This window comes from Nocardia coffeae, from assembly GCF_019890715.1.
In the GTDB taxonomy this organism is placed as follows: domain Bacteria; phylum Actinomycetota; class Actinomycetes; order Mycobacteriales; family Mycobacteriaceae; genus Nocardia; species Nocardia jiangxiensis.
In genome coordinates this window covers 391,795-418,744 of the sequence record NZ_JAINZY010000009.1, presented here as the reverse complement: position 1 = coordinate 418,744, position 26,950 = coordinate 391,795, and the positions used below count along the sequence as shown (strand labels likewise).

Below are 26,950 nucleotides of genomic sequence, written 5' to 3'. Positions count from 1 at the left end.
TCCGGATCGATGAGATCGACTGCGGCGGTGACCTTCTGGGACGCGGGCGCCCACCTGGGGTTCACAGCAGAACCTTGTCCGATGCTGGCTATGCTTGTAGGGCAGATTCTTCAGATCTATGCCTATGCTGAAGTGGGCATACTCGGAACGACTTTTTCTGCTAGCCGTCGAGCTAGTTGGCAGGTGTCGGTCTTTCCTGTCTTCGGTGCGGATGCCGGGTTGGTGAGGTCGAATTCCAAGGTGCCGCCCTTCATTTCGACATTGACCGTGCAATCCTCGCTCGTGTGATACTCCTGCTGCTGGCTGGAGATGGCTCTGCGTCCGTTTATCGAGAATTCTCGAGTGCCGGGGAAGTGCTTCTGCCGCGTCAGGTCGACGGTGATGTTCGTGGTCCGGATGGAGACGGCATATCCGTCGGGGTCGGCCCACACGCATCCCCGCCAGAGGATCTTGCCTGCGTCGGCTTGGAAGTCGTCGGGCTGTTTTCCTTGTAGGTTCTCCGAATCGAGGATGCTCTGCGGTATGGCATTGCACGGATCGAATCCTGTCGGCACCTGTACGGACGTCGTTGTGGCGGTGCTGCTGTCCGATGTGGACCCGCCCGAAGACGAGCATCCGGGGAGAATGAGCACGGCGGCTCCGACGGCCAGTACGTTCGAGATGGCACCTCGCCTGATCATGTAGTTCCTTGCTCCATCGGTGCACGGACCTTGCTCCGCGGCCGTACCGGCACCCTGCTCCCTCGTGAAACTTGTTCTCACTGTGCACATTGCGGTCCGCCACTGGTCAATCGCAGTGTGGTGCATATGGTTCGCGGTGACATCAGATGGGGGTTTCCGAGCAGATCGGACACTGTTCGGGGGTGTCGGAAGGGTGGGGATGGCCGAGGTTGATCAGGGTGGTCCAGCAGGTGCGGATCATGGCGCAGGTTTCGAAGGTGCAGTCGGCGTGGATGCTGCTGTTGATGACGGTGTGCATCTGGTGTGCAGGCAGGGCGTGGCCGGGGTGGTCGTGGAATACGGGGTTGTCGGACATCAGAATCCGAGGTGGGGGACGTCGGCGGGGATGAGTCGGCCCGCTTCGATCAGGCGTTGTTTGGCTTGAGCTTTGACCTGGCAGATCGTGGCCGGGCATTCCAGATGTCTCTGCATGATGAGGTGGGCGTAGTCGATCGTCATGATGGGCAATCGGCTGTGGTCGGTTACTGGAATGTCGTACATGGAATACTCCGAATTGGTTTTGGGCAGATTGGAATGCCCGGCGGCCAAGGCCAAATGAACTCGAGTGCAAGAGAATTCGAGTTGCGGAACATCCTGGCCGCCGGGTCGAGATCAGTAGTACGCTGCCGGAGAACGCGGCGGAAGCTCTCGGGGCGCGAATCCCGGAAAACACTGTGCCGCTTCCAAAATGACGCTTTGAAACCATTCCAAAATCCGAGTCGAAGGGGAGTGAGGCTAGGTAATGACCGGATCGGCCGTGCCACGGCGGATGTTGGGCCGTGAACTGAAGAAGCTGCGTGAGCAGTCCGGAGTATCGGCGGTGGCCGCCGCCGAGGCGATCGAGGTGTCGCCGCAGACCCTGTGGCGGATGGAGTCCGGGCAGCAGGGGCCGAAGTTGAAAGAGCTGTACATCAAGGTTCTGTGTGAGATGTACTCCGCACCAGAAGATCTCGCTGATGCGCTTGTCGGCCTGGTAGCTGAGACGAAGAAGCCGGGGTGGTGGCACAGCAACCTTGCGGATCTCATCCCGGCCCATTTCGATCTATTCATCGGATTCGAGGAGATCGCTGAGCGGATGACCAGCTTTCAGATGACGTTGGTTCCGGGTCTCTTGCAGACGCCTGCCTATCGGCGTGCCGTCGCCTGGATGGAGTTCCCCAACCATCCGTCGAGCGCCTTGGAGCCGATGCTCGAGCTACACCGCCATCGGGTGGCTCGACTCGAGGGCGAGGTGGATGCGTTCGAGTTTCGGGTGCTTCTCAGCGAATCGGTCTTGCATCACCAGGTCGGCGGTCATGGGGTGATGCAGGAGCAGCTCGAACATCTGGTGAATGTCGGTTGGGCGCCGAATATTTCGATCCGGGTTGTGCCGTACCGGGTAGGCAGCCATCTGGGCTTGCTCACCGGTTCCTTTGTGCTGATGGAGTTTCCATCTCACCTCACCTCCCGACTGGCGGAACCGCCAGTGGTGTACGTGCAGGGCTACACCGGTGCGCTCTACCTGGACCAAGAGTCTGAAATTGACCAGTATCGGCACGCAGTGAAGCAGATCGAACGCGTAGCATTGGATGAAAACAAGAGCAGGGACCTGCTTATGAAGGCAGCAAGGGAGTATCTGCCGTGACTGTAGATCCAAGTGGCGCGATGTGGTTCAAAAGCAGCAGGTCGGCAAGCCAGGACACTTGTGTCGAGGTAGCCCACCTCACCGACGACATGGTCGGCGTCCGCGACTCCACGAACCCCACCGGCCCAGCCTTGGTCTTCACCCCCACAGCCTGGGACGCGTTCACAACCGCCCTCCACTCCGGCCACTTCGACCTACCCTGACGGCACAGGGGAGACCTGACACCGCGAACCCTTGAGGCTCAACACATTGCGTTCCGGTTGCCCGACCCCGATCGAGCAACCGGAACGTCTCTCGATCTCCCACCGCCGTACAGACCTTGTCCGCCCTGTTCAATCCGGACACACCGTGCCGCAGCTATCTGCACCTTCGCATTCTCGATGCGAGCCGACCCCTGAGGATTGGTCTCAGAGTCAGAGGGCGCAGATCGTCCAGGCCCGCGGATCAAATATGGAAGGAAATGCCGCCGCTCTCGTTCGCGTCGGTGTCCGGCTCCACGAGTGCGGACGATGTCTGCGTGCCCGGCTTCGGTTCCTCAGCACGTGCTTGAATGGACAATGATCCGGCGATGGCCGATCCGTCCCGGCTTGCATCGACCCGTGTAGTAACGGTCAGCTGCAGAAGGAACGGTCCAGCGTCGTATTCGACGAGCACGTAGCGCGTGCACGACCAAAAGGTGAGCCCTGCAACTGAATATGCCCCGGTGATTTGCGCCGAAGGCCACCCCTCATAATCCCCGATATCGCTACCGAGCTCATACCACTCCGGCATCCGCCGAGAATCGGTGAATGCACATCGCATGACCGCCGCAGAATCTACCCCCTTGGACAACTGACTCACCAGAAGCACCGAATTATCGGCCCAGCCAGCCTTCGCCCACTTACTGTCCTCTTCTGGCGGCAGCGCCCATACTGCATAGGCGGTCGGGATCAGCTCTTCGGCCACCGCACGCCATCCGGGCGCAGGTTCGACAGTCACGACCGGCGCACCAGCTGTCGACTGATATGCAGGCGTAGTTCGCACCGCGACAGCCGCGAGATATTCGGCCACCGTAGGTAACATCTGAGGATTCGACGGTGTAGTCACTCTGCGGAACTCCCCTCCTGGGATTTTGTCGATAGCTGCCGTCGCTCTGATAATGGCGGCGGTTTGAACCAGAGAGGTGCATCGGGTCGGGTGATAGTTGGTCGCGATGCGGGATTCGTGGACAGAAACTGGATTCTGGACAGCAGAGTGTTGGACTCGCATGCCAAGGCATAGATGGGAAGTGCGACATGGTCCGGTGTATCGAGACGTGGATGGACCGGAGGGCGGGAAGTATTGAGATGCAGGTCTATTGTTGGCAATCGGCGTGATTGTTCTGATGGACGGAACTCGCCCGGCGCGATGTTTCTGATGTCTTCCCACGCAATGAATACACTGTTCCCCAGGCTAAAAGGAAGAGAGGTTACCCTGACGATTCCATCAATGTAGATGTACACTGAGAACTTCCAGTGTGACACGATTAGCATGAATGCCAGTGTGGCAAGTAGCAGGAGTCCGATGATGAGTGCAAACATTGCGCCCGTTGGACTGTTCCTGGACGCAATAAGCCGTTGTTCGATCCGTTCGAACGCCAGTCCAGCCATCCCGCGATGCCGTAGGTGGCAACTCCCGCGACAGCCAGATGGATAGACGGGCTAGTTCTTCGAGCGATAAGCTTGACGCCCGTCCCATGGGCGTGGCTGGCATAGGTTCTGGCGGTATGTGAGATTCTGCTGACGAATGGCATTACGTCATCGATCAAAAAGATGCATAATGCTGCGGGAACGGCGGCAATGCCGACTATTCCGAGTGCGGTGAGAGGGTAGCCCTTCAGGCATTCCGATACAGCGATGGCAATGACTACAGCGGTTACTGCTAGCAGGACCGTAGAAATAGTCGAGCGAATAGCGATTCCGGTCGTGGAAAGTGGGCGATCCGGCCATACGGGAGTCCAGGTGACCGCAGGCAATTCTGCCGGTTCGGGGCCGTCGGAGTCCGCTATTTCCACAGCCACTGAATTCCTTTCGATATGCCGTACGATGACAAGGCGCCAACGCCTGCCCCAACAACAAACCCAGTCACGTTTCCGATCCCTGGAACCACGCTACCGATAGCACCGCCTTCCAGGGCGCCGCTCGTTGCGCCTCCCAGTATGCCGCCGAGAAGCATCCCGCCGGCTGTGCCTCCGCCCTCGCTGACTATCGCCTCAGTAGGATTCATTCCGCCATGGATATCATCTGCGATAGACGGCACGGTGCCCATTTGAGGATACTCGCATCCCCACTGGCATTACCAGATTTCTCCAACCCAATTCTGGTGCCCTCGGCCATTGTGCCGACAATCGATGAAGCCGTTGTCCCCGGTATATCTGGTGCCCAAAAGGACGTCGGATTGGTGGCGATGCTGTCCGGGATAGCGTTGGGATCGTCGGACTTGATCTTCTTGATCTCCGAAACCTCGTTCTTCAGAGCATTGTCCGAGCCGACGGTGGCGATCAGGAAGTGAGCATGATCGAGCCTCATGCCCCACAGCAGGTCTGCGTAGTGAAGCGTGGACCATAGGTCAGCGATGCGTGAGAGCTGCTGTCCTGCTTCGGAATTCCAATCTGTGACCCCAGTGATGCTCCAGTCGTCGTGAATGGTGACCGGTGAGACGGCGTAGTGGGTGAAGATGGTCTTGATATCGGTGAGAGTCGGTTCCATCTCGTTGTGCGCCTTGGTGCAGTAGTCCGCCAGTAGGTCATAGGCCGATGTGAGGGCCCGCATCGTGGCCAGTTCGCGATCGGCCCGGCCGTCTGCCGAATTCTTGGCCGCGCCGGACCAATTCAAGTCGTAGATGGCGTCGTGCATGGTTTGGGCAGCTTTGAGGATGGTGTCGCCGAGGGCGGTGGCGTCGGTGGCCAGGCCTGGGAGACCCGAGAGATCCCATTTGAGTACTTCGGATGGGGTGGGCGTGAGTTGCGACGGAAGGGTCATGCTACTTGCCGGTCTTGTAGACCGGCAGGGCGGCGACCGGATTGTTCGGGTCGTTGCCCTGGTACAGGTCCGTCACCTGGGACAGCCTCTTCGCGGTCGCTAGATCGGAATCCTTGTACTGGTCCGCGGACAATGCCAACAGCCCGGAAAACTCGTTGAACCTGGCCTCTAGGACAGCCTTCGCTGTCTTGGTCGCCGTCTCGAGGCCATCGAGCGCCCCGCCAACTGCGGACCCCTTCAGCGCATTCGCCACCGCGTCGGTCTTCGGCATCGCCGCCTTGTCGATCTCCTGCGGCAACAGCGCCATCGCGGCGGCGGCCTGGCGTAGGCTGTCCGGATTCACATCCAATGACATCTGAATCCCCCTCCCTCAAGGTCGCCTCTACGGTAACCCATGCCGATCTGTATGGCGTCGTGCAGTGATTTCTGTGAGTTTCTGGTAGACACTGCCGTTCCACGACTGCTGCTGTGCAACGGTTTGGAATCCAAATGTCGTGCTGGAATTCGGCTGCGTTCGACCTTCGTGCGACAACGCAGATTGTTCCGCGTGTTACGCAATAACGCCGAAGAACGTTGTGAGGCCAGGAGAGGTGACGGGGTCCGCCGGGGTGTAGCGGTGTCGGTGATCACTCGGTGGCGGGGCTTTAAGCTGCCGAGATCCATTGTGAGCCATAGGTTTCCGCCGATCTGGCGACGAGGCCGTGGTAGGCTGCCACTAGGGGGAGGCAGCGAGAACTGGTGGGATCGTCGGCCCGCCAAGTATCAAGCGCAAGTGGGCACAATCTGGTCGACGACAGTGCTTCGGCTGCATGCAGGCCGAGTGTCGGACGACCGCCCGCGACCGCAGGTGGCCTGCGAACTGGACTCGCCGATCAACCTGCGCTACTCACCAGTTGAGTAGCCGAGAAATTGCCGCATGGCCACTAGGGCGAGTAAATTGGCTACACATGACGAGCGCGAGCGAGTTCGCGGGAGGTATGTCGGCGCAGTGGGACATCGTCACGGGCGTGGGATTCACTGCGCTCGCGGTCGCGGCGGGGCGGGCGATGGAGACCAATCGTGAGGGTGGATTGGTGTCCGACCCGTATGCGGAGGCATTCGTGCGAGCGGCCGACGCGCCGATCGAATTGCCGACTCGGTCGGACGGGACCGAGGAGGATCCCGACGTTCCCTGGTCGACGATGGCCCGCTACATGGGAGTTCGATCGCGGTATTTCGACGAGTACTTCGGAACCGCATCGGCCGGGGTGTCGCAGATGGTTCTGCTCGCCGCAGGGTTGGACGCCCGCGCGTTCCGCCTGAACTGGCCCGCGGGAACCACGGTCTACGAGCTGGACGCACCGAAGGTGCTGGAATTCAAGGACCGTGTCCTCGGTGAGCAGGGTGCGCGCCCCCGAGCAGATCGCCGACTGGTAGCGGTGGATTTGCGAGAAGAGTGGACGAGACCCCTGCGAGCGGCAGGTTTCGATCCGACCCGCCCTTCGGCATGGCTGGCCGAGGGACTACTACCTTTCCTGCCCAACGCGGCGAAGGAGCAACTGCTCCGCACGGTCGACGAACTCACCGTCGCAGGCAGCACCATCGAACTGGAGTACGTCGCCGATCTGGCGAGCCTGCGCCGCGACCCGGATTTCATCGAACGCAGGAACCGCATGGTGGAACGAATCGGCTTCGACATCACGCAACTCTGGCCGGACGAGGAAGAGGACTTCCTCGTCGACACCTGGCTACGTGAGCACGGCTGGGCGGTAACCGTCGACCACGTCGACGATGTAGCGGACCGATACGGCGTGCAGTTCGAGGAGGAAACCATGTTCCCGGCGCACGGGGGCCAATTCGTGACGGCCCGCAAATCCGCTGGCGGTTAGCACAGCGCGGCACCGTCTCCTCCAACGACAAGCCCTACCGCATTCCCGAACCTCGGAGCTCCGCCGTCGACGCTTTCCGAAACGTCGGATGCTTATGCGGCCCAGCAACATTCCGCCAGCAGTCCAACCACCTTCGCTGCCGACTGTCTGGGTTGAATGCTCGCGCGATACTGGTCTTGCCGCAGTTCCCCAACCTGATTCGGCTGCCTCCGACGGGTGAACCACGATCGTCGAGGCTGACCTTCCTGAGTATGTCCGGTGCCCAAAAATGCAGGGTTGCTGGGCGATGCTGTCCGGGAGGCGTCCTTGCGATCGGCCTCGATTCCTCGTAGCGCGGACAGCGAACCACCGATGCGTGAGAGTTGTTGTCCTTCTTCTGAATTCCAGTGCTCAACGTCAGTGACGGTCCAGCCGTCACCGGCGCCCACCGGCAGCGATGACGTAGCTTGCGAAGCGACGCTTATCTCCGAATTCTATGCCGCGCCAAGCCAATCCAGGTCATGGATGGCATCGTGCACGGTCCGGGCCACTATGAGGACAGTGTCAATGAGGGCTGTCGCGTGTCCGGCATACCACGGAGACACGAGATGCCTCTCGGATGCACCCGTGACAATCTAGCCTCGGTAGCCCGCTCCTTTTAATCAGAATCGGCGTGCCTTCTCGGCGGATCTGCGCCGACCGCTCGGAACCTCCAGTCGCGCATCAAATGTGGAAGGTGATGCCATCGCCGTCGTCTGTGTCGGTCTCCGGTTCTTCGGGCGCGGGCGATGTCGGGGTATCCGCACCTTCGGAGTAGTGGATCCGCTGGCCGTTCGCGTCGTAGGCGGGGCGGCCGTGGGCGTCGGTCCAGGTGTTGGTGGCCGGGTCGCGGGTCCAACCCTCGAATTCGGTACCGATCAGGTCGTCGCGGTAGGCGGATTTGCGGCCCGGTTCGGGCTGTGGTCCCTCGTACGAGGGCGCGGACGCGGCCCATTGATCCCATGCGGCCATCTTTGCCTCTTGCTGCGCTTCGGTCAGCGGCGGCGGCAGTTTCTCCCCGAACTCCTCCTCATATTCTTCTCTGGTGTAAAAGATCTTTCCACCGAAATCCTTCGGCACGGCTACCTCCTACATTTCGTCCATATAGATGATTGTTCGCTTCAATTCGGGATCCCAATATTTTTTATCGACCATGAATTTGGTGTGATCCATGAATTGAACCTCTTGGGGCATTTGCCACTTACTGACATCACGCTCGGTTTTACTGGTCATACTGATCGAGCGCGTCGCCGCGGTTGTTGAACGCGTTGTACAGGTTCACCGCCGAGGTGTGCAGGGCCGCGGCGGCGGTGTAGTAGATGGATGGCTGGACGTCGATCGTGGTCACGCGTCAGATTCCGAGGGTTTTTCGGTTGGCGGCGATGGCGTCGGTGTACGAGGTGTGCGCGGTCTTGGCGGCGGCGCGCATGGCCTCGATGCCGTCACGGGCCTCGGTGGCCGCTTTCATCCACTCGCGGTGGGCCTCGGCGTGCTTTTCGGCTGCAGCGCCGGTCCAATCCTGGTGTGTGGCAGTGATTCTCGAGTCCAGACCCGACAGGGAATCGGTGATGAAGCCGTGTAGGCCCGCGATGCGGGCGGTTACCGCGTCGAGGTGGTCCAGGTCGACGCTGTATCCGCGGTCGGGGTCGCTCATGGTGTGCTCCTCACGGCAGGTCGAGGGACGAGACGCGTTGAGTGGTGGCTGCCGCGCGGGTGGTGTCCTGGTCGGTGATGCTGGCGGCGGTGACGCCGAGCAGATCTGCCATGGTGTGCAGGGCGTCCAGGACTTCGAGGGCTGCCTTGCGGGCCTCCTCCCAGCCTTCGACGTACGCGTCGGCCGCCGCGCCTTTCCAGGTGGCGGTCAGGCCCTGAACCTCTTTGTCGGCGTTGTGAACACCCGAGACCAGGGCTTCGGCGGTCTGCTGGACGTAGGTACCTGCCGAGCGCACCGTCTCGGGAACCATCGTGAACGACGTTGCGTCTGCCATGTATACGAACCTCCCTCCCTCGACGCCGACCTCACGGTAACCCATGCCGATCCGAGCGGCGCCACACGGCAGAATCCTGTGAAGCTTCTGGTAGATGCCGATATCTGCGCGATCCGCTGGCCTGTTCCGCAGGTATCCCGGTACGCGGTCCGCCTTCGCTACTCGCGTGGGTGCTGTGCACCGCCGCGCTCACCGCGGGCGGGCCCTCTCAGGCCGACAAGCCCGGCGAGAACAAGTGCGCCGCCCAAGAGGATCATCACGCCACCCAAGAACAGATAGCCGACGAGCGGCCCGTGCGAGTGAAAATTCTTGTTCTCATCGGGCGTCATGGTTTCGGTGGTCGTTCGGTAGTGCCCGAGGAAGTCCTTGTCGTACTTGATCAGAAGACAACGATCCTGCGGCTCCATCACCCCGGGGCAGGCCGGCAAGGCGGCATCCTCGGGCATTCCCGCGCCGATCGATTTCACGCCCCCGAAGATGAGCAACGCACCGAGTGCTGCCAGCACCACCATCGACACGAACGAGCTGAACTTGTTGCCAGACGGACTTCCCATCAAGCTGCCCCTTACTCTGCCGGCGCTTCCTGGCCGCTGACTGTAACCACGGGTCCGCGAACGTGAAAGGGATTTCCGGGCGCGGAGCTTGGGCCGCTGATCCGGCCCATGGGTCGAAGCCCAGTGTCCCAGTGACCCCGCCACGAAATCGGGAGAACATCACGTTGCGGCGCCGAAGAATGTTGCGGGGTCGAGGGATGTGATGGGGGTCCAGCGTGGCACCGAGGTGTCGGCTGTGGGTGATCGGTCGGCCGTCGAATTGTGATAACCCTGGAGATCCAGTGCCAGCCAAGGGTTTTCATCGACCTGGCGGGCCAACGTGTAGCAAGTTGCCAGCAGATGCAGGCAGCGTGGAGTGCGGGCTGTGCAGGAGCAGTCGGTCAGATGGAGAGTCGGAGCCACGGTGATTCCGGCGGTGCGCAGGGTTGCGTGGGTGTCGTCGCCCAGTTCTACCGTGTCCGTGGGGATTCTGGTGGTTATGGCCGTAATCGTCTCCGGGGACAGCGGGGCGAGTTCCAGGTAGGTGATCGAGGCTTGGGAGCCGCGGTGGATGCTCGCTCGTACTGCCGTGCCGTCGATTTCGGTGTGCACGCCGCCGCTGCGGGCGATGCTGCGGGCGCGGGGGAGGAGGGAATCGGGGCGGGTGGTGCGCAGGGGTTCGGCCAGGCGGACCCAGTCCATGCCCCAGGCGGTGTAGCCGAATTCGTTGTCGGGCATGTCAATTGCCTCGCTTACGGCGCAGGATGGTGAGCAGGCGGTCGTCGTCCAGGCGAGCCAGTGCGGCGACCGCACTGGTGTCGGAATCGGCGTCGGTGGTGAGGTCGGCCAGTGCGGATTTGCGGTCGTGCATGCTCGCGATATGTTCCTCGACGGTCGTCCCGGTGGTCAGGGTGGTGACGGTGACCGTGCGGGTCTGCCCGATGCGGTGCGCGCGATCCGACGCCTGCGCCTCGACGGCGGGATTCCACCAGCGGTCGTAGTGGATCACGTCGGCCGCGCGGGTGAGCGTCAGGCCGGTGCCCGCCGCGCGCAGGCTCAGGATCAGCACCGGCGGGCCGTCGGGCGATTGGAACCGTGTGACGATCCGGGTGCGTTCATCGATGCTCAGGCCGCCGTGGAAGAACGGCGCGGTGACGCCGAGACGTTCGGCGCAGTGCCGCACCAGCAGTTCGCCGGTGCGCCGGAACCGGGTGAACACGAGTGTCGGATCGCCCAGTTCGACATTGTTGGCCAGGATGTCGGCGCAGACGTCGAATTTTCCCGAACGCCCGGACAATTCGTCCAGATCGCCGGAGATCAGGCCGGGGTGGTTGCACAGCTGACCGAGCGCGGTGAGCACCGCGAGCACGCGCGAATGCCGCTGGACTCCACTGCCGAACCCGTCGGCCTCCGCGCGGTCGAGCAGCTCGTCGTACAGTCGCCCCTGCTCGTCGGTCAGATCGCAGATCAGATCGCAGTGGATCTTCGGCGGCAGCGCGGCGGCCACCTGAGACTTCTTGCGAGTCAGCACGATCGGTTCGAGAGTGTCCCGCAGTCGTAGCGCCGCGTCGGCCGAGCCTTCGTGGATGGGCCGAACGAACCGGCGCCGGAACTGCGCTCGATGCGTGAATGCCCGGGGCACAACGAGATTGAGCAGCGCCCACAACTCGTCGAGATGGTTCTCCACCGGCGTTCCCGTCAACGCGACTCGCACCTGCGCGTCGAGCGAGCGTGCCGCCTTCGCGACCTGCGTGCGCGGATTCTTCAATACTTGAGCTTCGTCGAATACCGCTGTCGCCCATGCGGTGCCGGACAGCCGCCCGGCATGCCCGCGCAACGTCGGATAGCCCGCGATGACGACGAGATTCGCTGCGGGCGAGGGTAATGCGCCCCCGCGCCAGGTGACCGGTCGCAGACTCGGCGCGAAACGCTCGATCTCGTGCACCCAGTTGCTCACCAGCGAGGTCGGGCACAGCACCAGTTGCGGCCCGTCCGCCGCCCGCCCGAGGAGAAATCCGATGGCCTGCACGGTCTTTCCCAGACCCATCTCGTCGGCGAGCACCGCGCCGCCGTGCGTCGCCGTGGTCTCCCGCAGCCAGGCGATACCGCGAGCCTGATAGGGCCGCAGACGCGCGCGCAACGTCGTCTCGAGTTCCGCGCCGACCGCCAGCGTGCCGGTGAGCGCGCGCAGTGCCCGGTCGGCCGAGATGATCCCGGTCCCGGTGGCATTCGGCACCGCGTGTGCGGCCGGTGGCAGCGTGCTCGGATCCGCGCGGCCGTCCAGCGCCGCTCGCCAGGCGCGCACGGACGAAGTTCGCCGCGCCACGGTGAGGTGATCCGGTTCGACCAGCATGCAGTCGACCTGCGCGACGGCGATATCGCCCGTGGTCGACGGGATCGCCAGCGCGACCCGGTCCGGCTCGCCCGCTCCGGTGGGTGCGGGGCCGGGTCGGCGTCCGGTCCAGGTCCACAGGGCGAACATGTGCCGATCGGGCAGATAGGTGGCGTGCGTGGTGGGCAGGGCGAGCCTCCCTTATCGGCGTACAGCGTACGGTGTAGAGTAACGCCGTACAGCGTACCGAAATTCCAGGAGCTGCGCCGTGACCGAAGAATCGGCCCTCGACCAGGCCACTCGCCTGATGAGCCTGCTGTGGCGCGACGCCCTGCCGCCCCCGGCACGAGCGCGCGGTCCCCGACAGGGCCTGTCCGTGGATGCGGTCGTGCGCGCCGGCATCGCGATCGCCGATCGCGACGGCTACGACCGGGTGTCGATCCGCACGGTCGCCGCCGAACTGGGCGTGCGCCCGATGAGCCTCTACACCTACGTGCCCGGTAAGGAGGCGCTGATCGTGCTCATGGTCGACGCGGTCGCCGCCGAGGACGCGCCCATCGATGCGGCCCTGCCGGTGCGCGGCCGCATGGCGGCGATAGCGCGAGGAGTGCGGGCCGAACTTCTGGCCCATTCCTGGCTGCTGGAGGTGCCGCCGTGGCGTCAGGTGCTCGGGCCGGGCCGGATCCGCCGCTTCGAACGCCAGCTCGCCGCGCTCGACGGCGCCGGATTCGAGGATCTGGAAATGGATCGCGTCATCGCGGTGCTGTCCGAATTCGCCACCGGGAACGCCCGCATGGCCGTCGCCGCGGCGCGCAGCGCGCGGGAGATGAGCGATGCGCAGTGGTGGGAGGTGCACGGGCCGCTGCTGACGCAGGTCATGCCCGAGGCGGACTATCCGCTGTCGAGCCGGGTGGGCGCCGCGGCCGGACAGGCGTATCAGGCTCCCGGCGATCCCGACGGTGCGTTCGACTACGGTCTCGCCAGGTTGCTGGACGGTATCGAGAACCACCCGAGATAGCGGCTCCTCGGCTGCAAATATTCGAATTACCTGTCTGCGAGCCGCGACGGATTGCATCCTGATTTCCGATACGGTGGCTCGCTGGTAGCCAGCCAGCTCGACAGGAAAGGCGCGGAGTTGAAATCTCGTCGGATACGTCGCGGCACACGGATGGCGGCGATCGCAGCGGCCACGATCGTCCTCGCCGCTGTCGGCATCGACACCGATGCCACCACTGCGCATGCCGATCCGATCATGACCTCCGGTTCGCTGCTGGGCGACCGGTCCGCGCCCGACGGTTCCCGGGTGCAGTCGGCGAACCTGGTCGGCAAACGCGACCTGCGGCTCATGGTGTACTCGGCGGCGATGGGCAAGGCGTTCCCGGTGGACGTGCACCGCCCCGCCGACGCCTCGGTCCCGCGCCCGACGTTGTATCTGCTCAACGGCGCGGGCGGTGGCGAGGACACCGCGACCTGGGATCACAACACCGATATCGTCTCCGGATTCATGGCCGACAAGAACGTCAACGTGATCCAGGTGATCGGCGGCAGGTGGAGCTACTACACCGACTGGATCAAGGACGATCCGACGCTGGGCCGCAACAAGTGGCGGACGTTCTTCACCGAGGAACTACCGCCGATCATCAACGCGGCCCTGGGCACCAACGGCATCAATGCCATCGCCGGACTGTCCACCTCCGGGACGACGGTGCTGGCGCTGCCGATCGCGAAACCGGGCCTGTATCGCGCGGCTGCCGCGTACAGCGGATGCGCCCAGACCAGCGATCCGATCGGTTCGCGGTACGTCAAGCTGACCGTCGACGTGTGGGGCGGGGGCAATACGGACAACATGTGGGGCCCGGACGGATCGCCCGAATGGGCGGCCAACGACCCCTATCTGCACGCCGCACAGCTGCGCGGACTGAACCTGTACGTCTCCTCCGGCAACGGCCTGCCCGGTCCGTACGACACGCTGGACGGCCCGTACACGCTGCCCGGTCCGGGCGGGCTGGCCAATCAGCTGATCATCGGCGGCGTCATCGAAGCGGGTGTGGACTACTGCACACACAACCTCGCCACCAGGCTCGCGCAGCTGCACATCCCGGCGACCTTCAACTTCCAGCCCTCGGGCACGCACTCGTGGGGTTACTGGCAGGAGAACTTCATCCGGTCCTGGCCGGTTCTGGCCAAGGGGCTGGGCGTATAGATCCGGTTCGAGAACGAGAAACGGGCGGCCCCGGAAGGGGCCGCCCGTATGCGTACTTCGGAAGATTCAGTTGTCGAGCGGACGAGAGGAGCTGATGGTTACAGCGCCGGTGCCGACTCCGTATCGATCACGGCCTCGAGCTCGCGCAGGCGATCCATGTGCTCGTTGGCGTGATGCTGGCAGAAGAGCAACTCACCACCGGCGGGAAGGACTGCACGTACACGTGCAGCTGCCCCGCAGCGGTCGCATCGGTCGACCGCAGTCAGTGGGGTGCTAGTCAGGGTTCCTGGCATGACTCCTCCGTCCTGGCTCCCGGTGCAGAAGACCGTTCGCCTAGGTGTGGGGCCCGCGGTCTCCTCCGCGAGCTCGCTGCCGCTACTTCCCAGCAGTGGTATTGACTACTCTGTCAGACGTTTGGGACGGGGGCTTTGTTCCCGAAGATGTTTCACTGTGTTTTCCGTAACATGACCAGGTGTTTCGCTGTGGGCGAACGTACCCGTCGGATACGGTCTCAGCTTCTTTTCGGTTGTCGAGAACTTGCCGATCCAGTTGTCTATTTCGGAGATTACCCCGGGGCACCGACACTCACACTCGGGATGCGGCAAACTTCGAGGCCAGAGGGTGTGGCGAATCGGCTAGGGTCGGGGCATGAACGCCACCGAAGCCTCAATCCCGCACGCGCGCAGGCTTGTTCACATGTGCACCCGCGAGGAGTGGGACCGCGCGCGGGCCGACGGGATCCGGCGTACGGACTCGCTCGACGCCGAGGGCTTCATCCACCTCTCCGCGCCACAGCAGGTTCACCTCCCGGCCAACCGATTGTTCGGCGGCCGTGACGATGTCGTTCTGCTATGGCTCGATCCGGAGTTGCTCGACGCCCCCGTGGCCTGGGAGCCGGGCGTGCCGACGGATCCGGAATCGATGCGCTTCCCGCACCTGTACGGCCCGCTGCCGATGCGGGCGGTGGTGTCGGTCACCGAGTATCGGCCTGGTCCGGACGGGAGCTATCCGGCGCTGTCGGACCCTCGGGAGTAGCCGCGCGGCGTCGCCGGCCCAGTCGTTCCAGTCGCCGAGAGATCAGCAATGCGATTCCGCCGGCCGCGAATCCGATCAGAATCGCGGTCAGATGGCCGTAGTCGGTGAAGGTGCGACCACGCCACACGCCCAGTGCGTACCAGCCCAGCAGACAGACCGCCCACACGATCCGCGCGAGACCGGGCAGATGGAAGGCCAACGCGGCGAGCACCGCCGAAAAGCCGTACGAGGTACCGACATCCGCGGCGTGCACCACCTTCAGCGGAATCAGATGATGCTGCACCGCATAGGAGATGCCGGTGACCACGATCAACGTCGCGCCGACGTGACCGGAGGCGAACACCAGGACCCAGCGCACCGTGCCCAGCCAGCGTTCGGCGTAGGCCATCACGACGAGGAAGCCCAGCATCGTCCCCCACGGAAAGCCGCCCTCGGTCCAGAACGCCGAGGCGACCAGCACCTGAACCGGCTCGCGGCGCATATTGACCAGATTCGTGGACAGCGACAGGATCAACCGGTGCCCGGCGACGTCGCTGATCCCGCGCAGGGTCCACCAGGTGACGAACAGCGTGAACGCATAGGCGCAGGAGGCCGGTGCGGCGCCGAGATGGTGGCGGGCCGCGCGTAGCGCCCGCAGGGTCCGCCCGGGGGAGTGCCACCAGCCGCGCAGTGCCCCGCGGACCGCACCGACATCGACGGTCCGGGTCCAGGGGGACCGGTAGTGGATCAGCGGGGAGGCGGGCACAGGATCATCCTTGCGCGCCCGGGGAGTGCCCGCGCGGCGACGCGCCCTCGAAATCGGGCAGCGGATCGGTCAGTCCCGGCTGGGCCAGTAGCGGCTCGCGTGCTGGCCCTGCACGCGCGAGAGGTCGGGCTCGTCGGGATCGGTGATGCCCACTTGCAGGAACAGCAGGATCGTCACCATGCTCACGCCGATGATCAGGGGGGTGAGCAGTGCCTGGGCCGTTGCGCCCGAAGGCATGTGCATCTGGTCCGACAGGTGGGTGTGCATGGCGTACATGCCGGTGTAGTGCATTCCGCAGACCGCGATACCCATGATCATCGCGGCGCCGATGGCGGCCAGGACGCCCTGCACGTGCAGGGCGAACCACAGTGCCGCGGTCGAGGCGAGGATCGCGATGGCGATCGAGAGCAGCACCATCCAGGGGTCGTATTCCATTGCGGCATCGGACTTCATCGCGTACATGCCCGCGTAGTGCATCGCGGCCACGCCCAGTCCGGTGGCCGTGCCGCCGGTCAGCAGCGAGGCGGGCTCACCCTGTCGTCGGACCACGACCCAGAGCCCGATCCACACCACGGCGATCGCGAGCGCCGCGCTCAGCAGCGTGATGGGGATGTTGTACCGGATGGTCGCGCCGTGGATCGAAAAGCCGAGCATCGCAACGAAATGCATGACCCAGATGCCCGTGCCGCCCAGTGCGACGGCCGCGGTGATGATCCAGCCGCGGGGCTGCGGGCTGATGCGTGCGCGGGTCATGCACCGCAACGCCAGCAACGACCCGATGACGGAGAGTAGATAGGCGAGACCGGGTGTGAGCCACCCATAGGTGAATTGGTCGATAGCGGGCATGCCGACTCCTTGCTAGCCAGTCATCGCCTCATCGATCGGCGGCGACATCACCGAACAGTAGCCGCATACTCGCTGGTAGCAAATTTAAACTAGAAACTTCCGGTAAATTGCTGGGATGTGGAAACCGAACGGCCCAGGTCCATACCAGGTCGCGGTGACCGCGCGATCGGTCGGCGTGTCGCGAGTACGTCAATGGCACTGGAACGCCGCGGCTCGCCGACCGGGCGAACCTCGGGCGACCGCAGACCGGTATCGGACGACTCGTGTGGAACATCCAGTCGCACAAGCGATATCACCATTCGGTACGATCGCCCGCGGATCGGGTGCGCCGCATCCCGGGGCGGGCGATACTACAGGAACGGCGGCGGTCGCAGGTCGAGTCGGCGCATCATGCGGTCCACCAGCTCCGGCGGCATACCTGGCTCGCGCCGGGCGGTCATCGCCTCGGAACGTCCCGCCTCGAGCACCTCGTTGCTGATCGCGCGGATCGTATTGGAGAACCGCAGTGGTTTGTCGGCATCCTTCACATCGCCCGCCGTCGCCGGATCCGCGGTCGCCAGACGACGTTCGAAGCCCTCGCGCAGGCGCTGGGAGACCGCGGGCGGCAGTTGCTCGTTGTCGACCAGTTCGTCCAGCCGGGTCAGCTCGGCCCGCAGGATCCGCACCCACAGCCCGCGTTCGAGGGCGCGCTCGATCTCGGTATCCGCCTGGACGTGACTCACGCGCACCACCGACGGCAGGGTCGTGCCCTGCAGCAGCAGGGTGAACAGCACGACCGCGAACGCGGTGAACAGGATTTCCGAACGTCCGGGGAACTGCGCACCGGAGTCGGTGGTCAACGGGACGGCCAGGGCCAGCGCGACCGTCGCCACCCCGCGCATACCGGCCCACCACGTCACCACCGTCTCGCGCCAGGTGTGCGGTTCGTCGGTGGTGCTGCTGTGGAACACGCCTCGCACGATGAGGGTGCTGATCATCAGCCACACCAGCCGCAGTCCGACCACGACCGCGATGACGATGCCCGCCCCGGCCAGCATCTTGGACCATTCGGGCCCGGTGGCTGCCAGGACCGAACTCAGTTCGAGACCGATCAGCCCGAAGGCGAATCCGGTCACCAGCATATCGATGACGTCCCAGAACGAATCGCCGACGATGCGGTAGTCGCTGTCGCTGAAATCCGTTGCGGCATCGGTCAGATACAGCGCGCACACCAGAACCGACAGCACCGCGGAACCGTGTGCGGCCTCGCTCAGGCCGTAGGCGGCGAACGGCAGCAGCAGACCCAGCGCCACCTGCCAGGGAGCCTCCGAGAGCCGGCGCATGATCCGGCTGCCCACCCAGCCCAGTACCAACCCGACCACGATCGCGACCACCGCGGAGATCACGAATTCCAGAATCGTGTGCAGCGTGGAGATCTTGCCGGTCGCCACGGCCTGGATGGCGACGTTGTAGAGCACGATCGCGGTGACGTCGTTGAACAGGCCCTCACCTTCGAGCACCGACATCAGACGGCGGGGCAGGCCGAGCCGGTCGGCCAGCGCGCTCACCGCGACCGGATCCGGTGGCGCCACCACCGCGCCCAGTGCCAGCGCAGCGGCCACCGGAATCGACGGATACCAGAGGTGGAACACCGCGGCCACGGCCGCGGCCGTCGCGACGACGAGCCCGACGGCGCGCAGCAGAATCGGGCTCGCATTACCGGCGAACTGCTGCCAGGACGTGCGCCGGGCCGAGGCGTACAACAGCGGCGGGAGCACCAGCGGCAGGATCAACTCCGGCGACAGCGTCACATTCGGAACCTGCGGAATGATGGCCAGCACCAGACCGAAGACGGTCATCAGCACAGCCGGTGCGAGACCTGTCTTGCGGCCCAATGGTTGAGCCAGAATTGTCGCGAACGCCAGAACGAAAACCAACACCAACTGCTCCACAATTGACCAGTTTGCCAGCATTTGTGTTGTCGGCGAAGGCATGTCGGCGGGGAGTCCGCGAAATTGTCACCGAAGATGTTGCGTGACAATCGAATTGGTGATGTGTACGAATACGGGCGCGCCGCCGGGTCTTCCCGGCGGCGCGCCCGTCGTTCGGATGTCCTAGTCCAGGTAGTCCCGCAGCACCTGGGACCGGCTCGGATGACGCAGCTTGCTCATCGTCTTCGACTCGATCTGCCGGATGCGCTCACGGGTGACCCCGTACACCTGACCGATCTCGTCGAGGGTGCGCGGCTGGCCGTCGGTGAGGCCGAAGCGCAACCGGACCACGCCCGCCTCGCGCTCGGACAGCGTCTCGAGCACCGACTGCAACTGATCCTGCAGCAGCGTGAAGCTCACCGCGTCGACCGCGACGACCGCCTCGGAATCCTCGATGAAGTCACCGAGCTGGGAATCGCCCTCGTCGCCGATGGTCTGATCCAGCGAGATGGGCTCGCGGGCGTACTGCTGGATCTCGAGGACCTTCTCCGGGGTGATGTCCATTTCCTTGGCCAGCTCCTCGGGCGTGGGCTCGCGGCCCAGGTCCTGCAGCAGCTCGCGCTGGATACGGCCCAGCTTGTTGATGACCTCGACCATGTGCACCGGAATACGAATGGTGCGGGCCTGGTCGGCCATCGCGCGGGTGATCGCCTGACGGATCCACCAGGTGGCATACGTGGAGAACTTGTAGCCCTTGGTGTAGTCGAACTTCTCCACCGCGCGGATCAGACCCAGGTTGCCCTCCTGGATCAGGTCCAGGAACGCCATGCCGCGACCGGTGTAGCGCTTGGCCAGCGAGACGACCAGACGCAGGTTGGCCTCGAGCAGGTGGTTCTTGGCGCGGTTGCCGTCGCGCATGATCCAGTTCAGATCGCGGCGCGTGGTGACCGGCAGCTTGTCGCCCTTCTCGGACAGCTCGCGGAACTTCTCGGTGGCGTAGAGCCCGGCCTCGATGCGTTTGGCGAGCTCGACCTCCTCCTCCGCGTTGAGCAGCGCGACCTTGCCGATCTGCTTGAGGTAGGCGCGGACCGAGTCGGCAGAGGCGGTGAGCTCGGCGTCCTTGCGGGCCTGGCGTAGCGCCTCGGACTCCTCCTCGTCCCAGACGAAGTCGCCGGAGGCCTTGTCGGCCGCGGTGGGCTCGTCGGCCTCGGCCTCCTCTTCCTCGGCGGCCTCCTCGACGACCTCCTCTTCGGTGAGGTCGTCCTCGGAGACTTCCAGATCGCCCAGATCCTCGAGGTCGATGCCCTCTTCGTCCGGGTTCTCCTCGCCCTCGCCGTCGGGCCCGGCCTTCTTGGTCGTGCCCTTCTTGGCAGGCGCCTTCTTGGCCGCAGCCTTGGCACCTACCTTCTTGGCCGGCGCCTTCTTGGCTACGGCCTTCTTGGCCGGAGCCTTCTTCGCGGCAGCCTTTCGGACCGGCCGTGCGGCGGTGTTGTCTGCGGAGTCGGCCTCGTCGGCCGATTCGGCGGTCTGTCGGGTATTCGTGGCTACCACGTACGCCCTTTCGTGACTGTGTTCGTGCGGCGTCACGCCAGAGTGGTCATTCCGGCGGAGCGGTTCTGTCGGGTATCCCGGCTCTCGTGCCGGGGTCGGTTTCCGGCTCACCGCCGGGCATGCGTTCCATTGTAACTATCCGAACGATGTGCTTACGGCGCGATACCGGCATCGACGGCCATTGCGGCCCCCACGATGCCCGCGGTGTTGCGCAGGTGCGCGGCCACCACCGGAGTTCGATTGCCCAGCAACGGGATCCAATGCTCGGCGTCACGGCTGATGCCGCCGCCCGCCACGAACACATCAGGCCAGAGCAGATTTTCCAGCGTCACCAGCACCTTGGTCACCTGCGCTGCCCATTGCTTGTAGGACAGATTCTTTCGTTCCTTGACCGAGGAGGCGGCCCGGTGCTCGGCCTCCTTGCCGCCGATATCGATGTGTCCGAATTCCGTGTTCGGCATCAGCGTGCCGCGGTACATCAACGCCGAACCGATGCCGGTGCCGAAGGTCAGTAGCATGACCAGACCGTCGATGTTCTTGGCCGCGCCGTACTGGTCCTCGGCCATCCCGGCGGCGTCCGCGTCGTTGAGCACCACCACCTCGCGCCCGCCCAGCGCCAGCGAGAACAGTTGGCGAGCGTCGGTGTCAACCCAGCTGGAATCGATGTTGGCGGCGGTGCGGGCGATGCCGTTGACCATCACGCTGGGCAGGGTGATGCCGACCGGGCCGTCCCAGTCGGCCTTGGTCACCAGTTCGGAGACCGTCTCGGCGATGGCGTTCGGTGTGGCCGGATGCGGCGTGGCGATCTTGATGCGCTCGTGTGCGAGGTCTCCGGTGGTCAGATCCACCACCGCTCCCTTGACGCCGCTCCCTCCGATGTCTATCCCGAATGCTTGTCCCCGAGTGGACATTGACGACTCCTCGTTCCTGTGATGCCGGGCCGAAACAAGTGCGCGCGGCACGATACACGCCGATGTGCGGTGGAGTGCGCGACGGACGATCTGTGTCGTGCATGACAAGCCTAATGCGCGGTGCGGGACATCTGTGATGCGATGGAGGTCGTGCCGGAATCGACCATCTCTGCCGCCCCTGCCCCGACCCCCGAACAGATTGCCGAATTGCGCAGTGTCGCAGTACATCTCGCGCAAACCGCAGCAGCGCACGTACGGCTGCGGCGGACCCAGGTCCGCGGCGCGGCGGGCGCGTTGCGCGCCGACGCCGTGCAGTCCAAGAGCACCCCGACCGACCCGGTCACCGTCGTGGACACCGAGACCGAGGAGCTGATCCGCACCCTGCTCGCCGAGCTGCGCCCCGGTGAGCGCGTGTACGGCGAGGAGGGCGGCGGCAGCGTCGGCGACGGGTCGCAGATCGTCTGGGTCGTCGACCCGATCGACGGCACCGTGAACTTCATGTACGGCATCCCGGCCTACTCGGTGTCCGTCGCCGCCATGTGGGACGGCCGGTCGCTGGCCGGCGCGGTCGCCGACGTGGCCGGGGATCAGGTGTACAGCGCGGGCCTGGGCGCGGGAGCCGAGCGGATCGGCCCGGACGGAGTGGTCACCGCACTGCGCTGCACCGAGGTCGACACGATCTCGATGGCGCTGCTGGCGACCGGCTTCGGGTACAGCGCCGAACGTCGCGCCCGGCAGGGCCAGCTCATCGCCGAAGTGCTACCCCGGGTGCGCGATATCCGGCGGATCGGCTCGGCGGCCCTGGACCTGTGCATGGTCGCGGCCGGTCTGGTCGACGCCCACTACGAGCACGGCCTCAACACCTGGGACTGGGCCGCGGGCGCGCTGATCGCCGCGGAAGCGGGCGCCCGCCTGCGCCTGCCCGCGGCCGGAACGGTCGCGAAAACCGGTGAACTCGTCGTCGCGGCAGCCCCCGGCATAGCCGATGAACTCCTGGAACTCTTCGACGACCTCGGCGTCGCGAAACCCGTCCCGTAACCCAACTCATCGCTCGCTGTGGAGTCCAGCGCGAACGCCATACTCCTGGCTCGCCCAAGTCAACGGGAGTAGACCGCACACACCTGATTCCGCCGACCCCGGACAACGCCGACACCTGGTTTGCGGCGCGGCTTGCCGCCCGGACGCGTGGCGGGTGCGAGGAACGAGTGCCCGACACGGGGCCGGGCGGTGAGCCCAAGGGCGCCGCAAACCCGCCGGAGCGAAGCGGAGGCCAAAGACACAGCTCAGCAGTTGGCGGTGCGGGCGGCGTCCAGGAGGCCGGAGTCGACTGCGGGGTTGCCCGGGGCCGGGGCCTTGAGGGCCTTGAGCACTTCCTCGGCGTTGTCGCTGGGCTGCAGGTCGTTGCCGAACACGGAGCCCAGGGCCAGGTCGACGGTGTCGTCCTTGCGCTGGTCCTCGATCAGTTCCGCGCAGGGGGCGACGAGTTGCACCGCCGCGGCGGCGGGGCGGCCGCTGACGCCGAAGCGGATCTGGCCGGTGCAGTTCAGGTCGCCGTTGACGTAGACCGGATCGTTGGAGTACTGCGGCGGGGGCGGGCTGGCGAAGCCGTAGTCGCGCAGGCTCGTGGCGATGTGTTCGGCGAGGCCGCGTTCACCCGAGGCGTTGTAGACACGCACCTTGGACTGTGCCAGCGCTGCCGGTTCCACATCGTGCAGGCGCGAGGGCGAGACCCGTTCGCCCAGCCCCATCGGTTGGGCCGACTTCGGGTCGGTGGCCGGCGACGGCGAGTTGCAGACCATGGCGGTATGGCTGTGGTCCTCGGTCGTCAGCGCCTTGATCCAGATGATTGCGCAGATCAGCGCCAGGATCGCAACCATCGCGACCCACGGCTGATAGCGCCGTCTCAGGAACGGACGCCCCTTCTTGTCGATCGGGCTGCCTTCGGTGATCAGTGAAACCACATGCACACCATACGAGTTGGTTGGGCACAACCGAGTATTTGGCCTCGGAGCCTCGGACGCCTCGGACGTAAAGATCGGGTCTCGTGTCGGTCACGGGGCGTGTCAGGAGTGGACACCGAATCGTGTCGGTCCCCGTGTGACGTGTCGATTGCCCCTCAGTTTCGACTCACGAGTGTTTTGATTGCGACTTTTGGCCGTACGTCCGCTATTGTCTGGCGGCCTGATACGAATCGACCGAGGTGAATCAGGTGTGCGTTATCGGGAACAACCAGGGCATGTCCTGCGTTTACCGAGCGCGATCCGGAACGGATTCCGCAGATCCGGACCGGTGTGCGACGGGTGTACACGTGACGTACACCACCGGCGGGGCGGTACTCGCCGAGCCGATTCCGTCAGGGATCGGTGCGGAGGGAACCGGTCCGGGATATACGAAGTAAGGACGAGGGGATACGACATGGCAACCGACTATGACGCACCTAGGCGCACCGAATCCGATGAGGTTTCCGAGGACTCGCTCGAGGAGCTGAAGGCCCGTCGCAACGAGGCCGCGTCCGCCGTCGTGGATGTCGACGAATCCGATACCGCGGAGTCGTTCGAGCTTCCCGGGGCGGATCTGTCCGAGGAAGTGCTCTCGGTACGGGTGATCCCGAAGCAGGCCGACGAGTTCACCTGTACGAGCTGCTTCCTGGTTCATCACCGCAGCCGACTCGCCAGCGAGGCCGGCGGACAGCTCATCTGCATGGACTGCGCTGCCTGAACAGGGCGCAGACGCATCACAGGACGGTGTCCGCGTATGTGCCGCACGGCCGCGCGAACAGCCGCCCACGCTTCACCCAGCTCCCCGCGCAGCCCACGGGAAATACATCCGACAGCCCGCGCTCGGTACGCCGAGCGCGGCATCTACCTGTGCTGCGCGGATACGCCAGGCGCTACGCCTTGCGCGGTTCGATGCCCAGGGCGGCCAGGACCTTGTCCGGGTGACGGGCACTGATCAGCCAGTACGGCGTCGGATCGTCCGGGTCGTCGAGGACGAGCAGCACCATGGGCCCGATCCAGGGTCGATGCTGCACGAAGGCGGCAGGGTCGAGCTGACGGCCCATCGCGGCGCTCTTGGCGCTGGTCGGTACAACCGCTGCCCGAGCAACATACGTTACCGGTAGATGAGCCTTGTCCGTGCGCAATTCGAGAGTTCCGTTCGCATCCGGCGCGACCTCCACTCGATGGCGGCCCATCCACAGCAACACCCACACCGGCACCGGAACCAGAAGGACGTACGGCAGCCAGGCGTGGATTCCTGGCGCGCCCAAGTGCAGGGTGGCCGCCAACAGGGCCACGACACCCAGGCCCACCGGCCACCACCACAGCGGCGCCCACTGGCGTTCGGAGTACACGGGGGCGGCGGTCTTCTCGTTCGGCATGGTTACCTGCGCAGGCTGGTCGGACACCACATCAGACTAGGTCAGTCGGTGACCGGGTGACCGCGTAGGCTCCCTGGATGTGACCGGTATTCCATCCATCCCCCTGCTGCGGCTCGATCCCGGCATCCCCGTGCCCACGCGTGCGCACCCGGACGATGCGGGCGTGGACCTGTGCACCACCGAGGACGTCATCCTGGAGCCGGGCGAGCGGGTGCTCGTGGGAACCGGCATCGCGATCGCCCTGCCCACCGGCACGGTCGGCCTCATCCATCCGCGTTCCGGACTGGCCGCCAAGACCGGACTTTCGATCGTCAACACCCCTGGCACGATCGATGCCGGATACCGCGGTGAGATCAAGGTCTGCCTGATCAACCACGACCTCCGCACGGCGATCGAACTGCGTCGTGGGGACCGCATCGCCCAGCTGCTCGTGCAGCGGGTGGAGCTGGTCGATTTCGTGGCGGTCGACCGGCTCGACGACACCGTGCGCGGCGCGGGGGGATACGGGTCAAGCGGCGGACACGCCAGCCTCGATAATGGGAGTAGTGCCGGTGGGGAAGGCCCGGCCGGCGAGGAGGCATGAAGATGTTCGGACGGAAGAAACGCTCCGGAGACGACGCCCGCGGCGCGGGTGAATACGACGACTACGCCTACGAGGACGAGTACGACGAGGCGGAGTACGACGATTACGACGAGGACGGCGACGACTACGACGAGCCGGTCTACGAGCAACCGGCTGCCCATCGTCAACGGTCCTACGCGGCAACGCGGTACGAGGACGAGGTCGAGGAGCCGGACGAGGGTCCGGGTACCGGCCCCTACGATTTCGACGACGTGGCCGATCTGCTCGACGACGTGACCGACCAGCGCCTGGACCTCGGCTCGGTCATCGTGCCGGTGCCCCAGGGTGGGCAGTTGCAGGTGGAGATGACCCCCGACGGCACGCCGCAGGCGGTCCACCTGGCCACCGAGTACGGCCGCTTGACCGTGGCCGCCTACGCCGCGCCCAAATCGCCCGGACAGTGGCGCATGGTGGCCGCGGATCTGGCCGAATCGCTGCGCAACGACGGCGCTCAGGTGTCCGTGCAGACCGGGCCGTGGGGTCGCGAACTACACGCGGTCACCGACGGTGCCGATCTGCGGTTCATCGGGGTCGACGGGTATCGGTGGATGGTGCGCCTGGTCGCGGCCGGGCCGTCCGGGGCGGTGGACGAGGGGCAGCCGCTGGTTCAGGCGGCCCGCAGCGTGCTCGCCGAGACGGTGATCCGGCGCGGTGAGGATCCGCTGCCGGTGCGCGATCCGCTGCCGGTGGTGCTCCCGCAGGAACTGGCCGATCAGTTGCAGGCCGCACATCAGCAGCAGGTGGAGGCCCAGCAGCAGGCGCTGGCGGCGCAGGCCGCTGCCGCGCAGGCGCACGCGACGGGCAGTTACCCGGCGGTCACGCCCGAAACCGAGAGACCGCGCCGCGGTTCGGAGGGTTCGGCGATGCAGCAGCTCGGCCTGAACTAGCGGTCGCTGGTCGCCCCGGCCCGGCGGTCCAGCAGACCGTCGAGGCCGTGGGCGCCCAGTACCGCCGGATCCGCGCCCATCTCGGCCAGGGTGATGCGACGCAGTTCGGCGTGCGGAATCAGCTCGGCCCAGTCCGCGGCGACCGCGGCCGGATGGACCGGATCGTCCACCGCCGAGACGATGACGGTCGGAACTGTCAGTCCCGCAAGGGTTTCCGCTGTCGGCCAGGCATAGCCGGCGGCCTCCTCCAGGGCTCGGGGCAGATCCGGCCACTGACCGCGCCAGGATTGCGTCAGCGCCTGCGCAAGCCAGGCCGGACTGCTCTGACGCATCCGCTCGACCACGGCCTCCAGGCCGTCCGCACGCAACTGGGCGGCGGTGGCCGCGGCGCTGAGCGCGGCCGGGCAGCCGGTGGTGTCGGCCCCGGTCCAGGCGGGCAGCGCCGCGATCACTCCGAACGCGGATTCGGCTCGCGCACAGGCCCATTCGACGGCGATGGCGGCCCCCAGGGAGATCCCCGCCGCGAGCACCGGACCGGAGCGGGCGGCCTCGTCGAGCGCGGCCCGGCAGCTGGCCACCACGTCCCGCGGATCGGGCTCCACCGCGACGAACGGCAGATCCCTTGCGGCACAGGCAGGTTCGAACGCGCGTCGGGCGAAGTCGGCATCGGAGCCGGTTCCGGGCAGGCCGACGACGATCGCCGGGCGGGAGAGATCGGGCACGGGCCGAGCGTAGTGGGTGGCGCACCCGCCTGGGCCGAGCCCGTCGGGCGGAAACGTC

32 protein-coding genes are annotated in these 26,950 nt (G+C 65.2%); 10 read left to right on the top strand and 22 right to left on the bottom strand.

Going from position 1 to position 26,950, the window contains the following annotated elements:
- Positions 1-122: 122 nt before the first annotated feature.
- The 3 genes from K7711_RS30380 to K7711_RS30370 form a co-directional block, all read right to left on the bottom strand.
- The gene (locus tag K7711_RS30380) at positions 123-680 is read right to left on the bottom strand and encodes a DUF3558 domain-containing protein (protein WP_222973034.1); all 558 of its coding nucleotides are present in this window, start codon (positions 678-680) and stop codon (positions 123-125) included.
- 142 nt (positions 681-822) lie between these two features.
- A complete protein-coding gene (locus tag K7711_RS30375; protein ID WP_222973032.1) occupies positions 823-1,035 on the bottom strand; it encodes a hypothetical protein in 213 nt (70 codons plus the stop codon).
- Positions 1,035-1,220, bottom strand: coding sequence for a hypothetical protein (locus tag K7711_RS30370; RefSeq protein WP_222973026.1), 186 nt, complete (start codon positions 1,218-1,220; stop codon positions 1,035-1,037). Before K7711_RS30370 ends, K7711_RS30375 begins: the two co-directional genes overlap by 1 nt.
- A gap of 241 nt (positions 1,221-1,461) precedes the next feature.
- Between K7711_RS30370 and K7711_RS30365 the strand changes: the two genes are divergently transcribed.
- Both K7711_RS30365 and K7711_RS30360 read left to right on the top strand, forming a co-directional pair.
- A complete protein-coding gene (locus K7711_RS30365; protein WP_222973024.1) occupies positions 1,462-2,343 on the top strand; it encodes a helix-turn-helix domain-containing protein in 882 nt (293 codons plus the stop codon).
- A gap of 20 nt (positions 2,344-2,363) precedes the next feature.
- Entirely contained in the window at positions 2,364-2,546 is a 183-nt protein-coding gene (locus K7711_RS30360; RefSeq protein ID WP_235748060.1) for a DUF397 domain-containing protein, read from the top strand.
- Positions 2,547-2,787: 241 nt separating this feature from the next.
- Here the strand turns inward: K7711_RS30360 and K7711_RS30355 are convergent, their stop codons facing one another.
- The 3 genes from K7711_RS30355 to K7711_RS30345 all read right to left on the bottom strand — a co-directional run bounded on the left by K7711_RS30355 (position 2,788) and on the right by K7711_RS30345 (position 5,697).
- Positions 2,788-3,393: an LpqN/LpqT family lipoprotein gene (locus K7711_RS30355; RefSeq protein ID WP_222973021.1), complete on the bottom strand. Its 606-nt coding sequence runs from the start codon at positions 3,391-3,393 to the stop codon at positions 2,788-2,790.
- Between the two features lie 1,190 nt (positions 3,394-4,583).
- Entirely contained in the window at positions 4,584-5,342 is a 759-nt protein-coding gene (locus K7711_RS30350) for a hypothetical protein (RefSeq protein ID WP_222973019.1), read from the bottom strand.
- A gap of 1 nt (position 5,343) precedes the next feature.
- Positions 5,344-5,697 (bottom strand): hypothetical protein, encoded by a 354-nt coding sequence (locus tag K7711_RS30345; protein WP_222973017.1) that lies wholly within the window; start codon positions 5,695-5,697, stop codon positions 5,344-5,346.
- Between the two features lie 592 nt (positions 5,698-6,289).
- Here K7711_RS30345 and K7711_RS30340 point away from each other — a divergent pair.
- Entirely contained in the window at positions 6,290-7,210 is a 921-nt protein-coding gene (locus K7711_RS30340; RefSeq protein ID WP_235747982.1) for an SAM-dependent methyltransferase, read from the top strand.
- 702 nt (positions 7,211-7,912) lie between these two features.
- On the opposite strand, the gene K7711_RS30335 is transcribed toward K7711_RS30340, so the two are convergent.
- The 7 genes from K7711_RS30335 to K7711_RS30310 all read right to left on the bottom strand — a co-directional run bounded on the left by K7711_RS30335 (position 7,913) and on the right by K7711_RS30310 (position 12,231).
- Complete coding sequence (locus K7711_RS30335) at positions 7,913-8,308, bottom strand: hypothetical protein (protein WP_222973015.1); 396 nt, start codon at positions 8,306-8,308, stop codon at positions 7,913-7,915.
- Between the two features lie 142 nt (positions 8,309-8,450).
- Entirely contained in the window at positions 8,451-8,576 is a 126-nt protein-coding gene (locus K7711_RS48575) for a hypothetical protein (RefSeq protein WP_268929504.1), read from the bottom strand.
- Positions 8,577-8,579: 3 nt separating this feature from the next.
- On the bottom strand, positions 8,580-8,882 hold the full coding sequence (locus K7711_RS30330) for a WXG100 family type VII secretion target (RefSeq protein WP_222973013.1): 303 nt from the start codon (positions 8,880-8,882) through the stop codon (positions 8,580-8,582).
- A 10-nt stretch (positions 8,883-8,892) separates the two neighbouring features.
- Entirely contained in the window at positions 8,893-9,216 is a 324-nt protein-coding gene (locus K7711_RS30325; protein WP_222973011.1) for a WXG100 family type VII secretion target, read from the bottom strand.
- Positions 9,217-9,374: 158 nt separating this feature from the next.
- Positions 9,375-9,770, bottom strand: a complete 396-nt coding sequence (locus K7711_RS30320; protein WP_222973009.1) for a hypothetical protein — start codon at positions 9,768-9,770, stop codon at positions 9,375-9,377.
- Between the two features lie 159 nt (positions 9,771-9,929).
- Positions 9,930-10,487: a hypothetical protein gene (locus tag K7711_RS30315; RefSeq protein ID WP_222973003.1), complete on the bottom strand. Its 558-nt coding sequence runs from the start codon at positions 10,485-10,487 to the stop codon at positions 9,930-9,932.
- A 1-nt stretch (position 10,488) separates the two neighbouring features.
- Positions 10,489-12,231, bottom strand: a complete 1,743-nt coding sequence (locus K7711_RS30310) for a DEAD/DEAH box helicase (RefSeq protein ID WP_222972996.1) — start codon at positions 12,229-12,231, stop codon at positions 10,489-10,491.
- 157 nt (positions 12,232-12,388) lie between these two features.
- Here K7711_RS30310 and K7711_RS30305 point away from each other — a divergent pair, with 157 nt between their 5' ends.
- Both K7711_RS30305 and K7711_RS30300 read left to right on the top strand, forming a co-directional pair.
- Positions 12,389-13,099: a TetR/AcrR family transcriptional regulator gene (locus K7711_RS30305; protein ID WP_222973218.1), complete on the top strand. Its 711-nt coding sequence runs from the start codon at positions 12,389-12,391 to the stop codon at positions 13,097-13,099.
- Between the two features lie 150 nt (positions 13,100-13,249).
- Positions 13,250-14,284 carry an alpha/beta hydrolase gene (locus K7711_RS30300; protein WP_222972995.1) on the top strand — a complete coding sequence of 345 codons (1,035 nt, stop codon included), beginning with the start codon at positions 13,250-13,252 and terminating at the stop codon, positions 14,282-14,284.
- A 98-nt stretch (positions 14,285-14,382) separates the two neighbouring features.
- On the opposite strand, the gene K7711_RS47900 is transcribed toward K7711_RS30300, so the two are convergent.
- On the bottom strand, positions 14,383-14,577 hold the full coding sequence (locus K7711_RS47900; RefSeq protein WP_029903635.1) for a DUF7455 domain-containing protein: 195 nt from the start codon (positions 14,575-14,577) through the stop codon (positions 14,383-14,385).
- A gap of 355 nt (positions 14,578-14,932) precedes the next feature.
- Here K7711_RS47900 and K7711_RS30295 point away from each other — a divergent pair, with 355 nt between their 5' ends.
- Positions 14,933-15,319 (top strand): DUF952 domain-containing protein, encoded by a 387-nt coding sequence (locus K7711_RS30295; protein WP_222972993.1) that lies wholly within the window; start codon positions 14,933-14,935, stop codon positions 15,317-15,319.
- Here K7711_RS30295 and K7711_RS30290 read toward each other — a convergent pair.
- From K7711_RS30290 to ppgK, 5 genes are all read right to left on the bottom strand, one after another.
- Positions 15,258-16,064 carry a rhomboid-like protein gene (locus K7711_RS30290; RefSeq protein ID WP_222972991.1) on the bottom strand — a complete coding sequence of 269 codons (807 nt, stop codon included), beginning with the start codon at positions 16,062-16,064 and terminating at the stop codon, positions 15,258-15,260. The genes K7711_RS30295 and K7711_RS30290 overlap by 62 nt on opposite strands.
- Positions 16,065-16,133: 69 nt before the next feature.
- Positions 16,134-16,910 carry an MHYT domain-containing protein gene (locus K7711_RS30285; RefSeq protein ID WP_222972989.1) on the bottom strand — a complete coding sequence of 259 codons (777 nt, stop codon included), beginning with the start codon at positions 16,908-16,910 and terminating at the stop codon, positions 16,134-16,136.
- A gap of 350 nt (positions 16,911-17,260) precedes the next feature.
- On the bottom strand, positions 17,261-18,829 hold the full coding sequence (locus tag K7711_RS30280) for a Na+/H+ antiporter (protein WP_308015024.1): 1,569 nt from the start codon (positions 18,827-18,829) through the stop codon (positions 17,261-17,263).
- 174 nt (positions 18,830-19,003) lie between these two features.
- On the bottom strand, positions 19,004-20,371 hold the full coding sequence (locus K7711_RS30275; RefSeq protein ID WP_222972976.1) for an RNA polymerase sigma factor: 1,368 nt from the start codon (positions 20,369-20,371) through the stop codon (positions 19,004-19,006).
- Positions 20,372-20,523: 152 nt separating this feature from the next.
- Positions 20,524-21,282 carry a polyphosphate--glucose phosphotransferase gene (gene ppgK / locus K7711_RS30270; RefSeq protein WP_222972974.1) on the bottom strand — a complete coding sequence of 253 codons (759 nt, stop codon included), beginning with the start codon at positions 21,280-21,282 and terminating at the stop codon, positions 20,524-20,526.
- A 141-nt stretch (positions 21,283-21,423) separates the two neighbouring features.
- On the opposite strand from ppgK, the gene K7711_RS30265 reads away from it, so the two are divergent.
- Positions 21,424-22,320 (top strand): inositol monophosphatase family protein, encoded by an 897-nt coding sequence (locus K7711_RS30265; RefSeq protein WP_222973216.1) that lies wholly within the window; start codon positions 21,424-21,426, stop codon positions 22,318-22,320.
- A gap of 245 nt (positions 22,321-22,565) precedes the next feature.
- Here the strand turns inward: K7711_RS30265 and cei are convergent, their stop codons facing one another.
- Entirely contained in the window at positions 22,566-23,243 is a 678-nt protein-coding gene (gene cei, locus K7711_RS30260) for an envelope integrity protein Cei (protein ID WP_222972972.1), read from the bottom strand.
- A gap of 454 nt (positions 23,244-23,697) precedes the next feature.
- On the opposite strand from cei, the gene K7711_RS30255 reads away from it, so the two are divergent.
- Positions 23,698-24,000, top strand: a complete 303-nt coding sequence (locus tag K7711_RS30255; RefSeq protein ID WP_040823574.1) for a DUF4193 domain-containing protein — start codon at positions 23,698-23,700, stop codon at positions 23,998-24,000.
- Between the two features lie 172 nt (positions 24,001-24,172).
- On the opposite strand, the gene K7711_RS30250 is transcribed toward K7711_RS30255, so the two are convergent.
- A complete protein-coding gene (locus tag K7711_RS30250; RefSeq protein ID WP_040823573.1) occupies positions 24,173-24,661 on the bottom strand; it encodes a DUF3093 domain-containing protein in 489 nt (162 codons plus the stop codon).
- Positions 24,662-24,740: 79 nt separating this feature from the next.
- On the opposite strand from K7711_RS30250, the gene dut reads away from it, so the two are divergent.
- Together dut and K7711_RS30240 are read left to right on the top strand one after the other, a co-directional pair.
- Positions 24,741-25,244: a dUTP diphosphatase gene (gene dut / locus K7711_RS30245; protein WP_083895692.1), complete on the top strand. Its 504-nt coding sequence runs from the start codon at positions 24,741-24,743 to the stop codon at positions 25,242-25,244.
- Between the two features lie 2 nt (positions 25,245-25,246).
- Positions 25,247-26,170 carry a DUF3710 domain-containing protein gene (locus tag K7711_RS30240; protein ID WP_372460205.1) on the top strand — a complete coding sequence of 308 codons (924 nt, stop codon included), beginning with the start codon at positions 25,247-25,249 and terminating at the stop codon, positions 26,168-26,170.
- Here the strand turns inward: K7711_RS30240 and K7711_RS30235 are convergent.
- Positions 26,167-26,892 carry an alpha/beta fold hydrolase gene (locus K7711_RS30235; protein ID WP_222972968.1) on the bottom strand — a complete coding sequence of 242 codons (726 nt, stop codon included), beginning with the start codon at positions 26,890-26,892 and terminating at the stop codon, positions 26,167-26,169. The genes K7711_RS30240 and K7711_RS30235 overlap by 4 nt on opposite strands.
- Between the last annotated feature and the right edge of the window lie 58 nt (positions 26,893-26,950).

Excerpts from the sequence above, each read along its gene's own strand:
- K7711_RS30255 (WP_040823574.1), top strand. The coding sequence starts at position 23,698 with ATGGCAACCGACTATGACGCACCTAGGCGCACCGAATCCGATGAGGTT.
- K7711_RS30330 (WP_222973013.1), bottom strand. The coding sequence starts at position 8,882 with ATGAGCGACCCCGACCGCGGATACAGCGTCGACCTGGACCACCTCGAC.
- K7711_RS30265 (WP_222973216.1), top strand. The coding sequence starts at position 21,424 with ATGGAGGTCGTGCCGGAATCGACCATCTCTGCCGCCCCTGCCCCGACC.
- K7711_RS30295 (WP_222972993.1), top strand. The coding sequence starts at position 14,933 with ATGAACGCCACCGAAGCCTCAATCCCGCACGCGCGCAGGCTTGTTCAC.
- K7711_RS30380 (WP_222973034.1), bottom strand. The coding sequence starts at position 680 with ATGATCAGGCGAGGTGCCATCTCGAACGTACTGGCCGTCGGAGCCGCC.
- K7711_RS30325 (WP_222973011.1), bottom strand. The coding sequence starts at position 9,216 with ATGGCAGACGCAACGTCGTTCACGATGGTTCCCGAGACGGTGCGCTCG.
- K7711_RS30300 (WP_222972995.1), top strand. The coding sequence starts at position 13,250 with ATGGCGGCGATCGCAGCGGCCACGATCGTCCTCGCCGCTGTCGGCATC.
- K7711_RS30350 (WP_222973019.1), bottom strand. The coding sequence starts at position 5,342 with ATGACCCTTCCGTCGCAACTCACGCCCACCCCATCCGAAGTACTCAAA.
- ppgK (WP_222972974.1), bottom strand. The coding sequence starts at position 21,282 with ATGTCCACTCGGGGACAAGCATTCGGGATAGACATCGGAGGGAGCGGC.
- K7711_RS30345 (WP_222973017.1), bottom strand. The coding sequence starts at position 5,697 with ATGTCATTGGATGTGAATCCGGACAGCCTACGCCAGGCCGCCGCCGCG.
- K7711_RS30370 (WP_222973026.1), bottom strand. The coding sequence starts at position 1,220 with ATGTACGACATTCCAGTAACCGACCACAGCCGATTGCCCATCATGACG.
- K7711_RS30285 (WP_222972989.1), bottom strand. The coding sequence starts at position 16,910 with ATGCCCGCTATCGACCAATTCACCTATGGGTGGCTCACACCCGGTCTC.
- K7711_RS30375 (WP_222973032.1), bottom strand. The coding sequence starts at position 1,035 with ATGTCCGACAACCCCGTATTCCACGACCACCCCGGCCACGCCCTGCCT.
- K7711_RS30250 (WP_040823573.1), bottom strand. The coding sequence starts at position 24,661 with ATGCCGAACGAGAAGACCGCCGCCCCCGTGTACTCCGAACGCCAGTGG.
- K7711_RS30320 (WP_222973009.1), bottom strand. The coding sequence starts at position 9,770 with ATGGGAAGTCCGTCTGGCAACAAGTTCAGCTCGTTCGTGTCGATGGTG.
- K7711_RS30340 (WP_235747982.1), top strand. The coding sequence starts at position 6,290 with ATGACGAGCGCGAGCGAGTTCGCGGGAGGTATGTCGGCGCAGTGGGAC.
- K7711_RS30360 (WP_235748060.1), top strand. The coding sequence starts at position 2,364 with ATGTGGTTCAAAAGCAGCAGGTCGGCAAGCCAGGACACTTGTGTCGAG.
- K7711_RS30240 (WP_372460205.1), top strand. The coding sequence starts at position 25,247 with ATGTTCGGACGGAAGAAACGCTCCGGAGACGACGCCCGCGGCGCGGGT.
- K7711_RS30310 (WP_222972996.1), bottom strand. The coding sequence starts at position 12,231 with ATGTTCGCCCTGTGGACCTGGACCGGACGCCGACCCGGCCCCGCACCC.
- K7711_RS30305 (WP_222973218.1), top strand. The coding sequence starts at position 12,389 with ATGAGCCTGCTGTGGCGCGACGCCCTGCCGCCCCCGGCACGAGCGCGC.
- K7711_RS30365 (WP_222973024.1), top strand. The coding sequence starts at position 1,462 with ATGACCGGATCGGCCGTGCCACGGCGGATGTTGGGCCGTGAACTGAAG.
- K7711_RS47900 (WP_029903635.1), bottom strand. The coding sequence starts at position 14,577 with ATGCCAGGAACCCTGACTAGCACCCCACTGACTGCGGTCGACCGATGC.
- K7711_RS30315 (WP_222973003.1), bottom strand. The coding sequence starts at position 10,487 with ATGCCCGACAACGAATTCGGCTACACCGCCTGGGGCATGGACTGGGTC.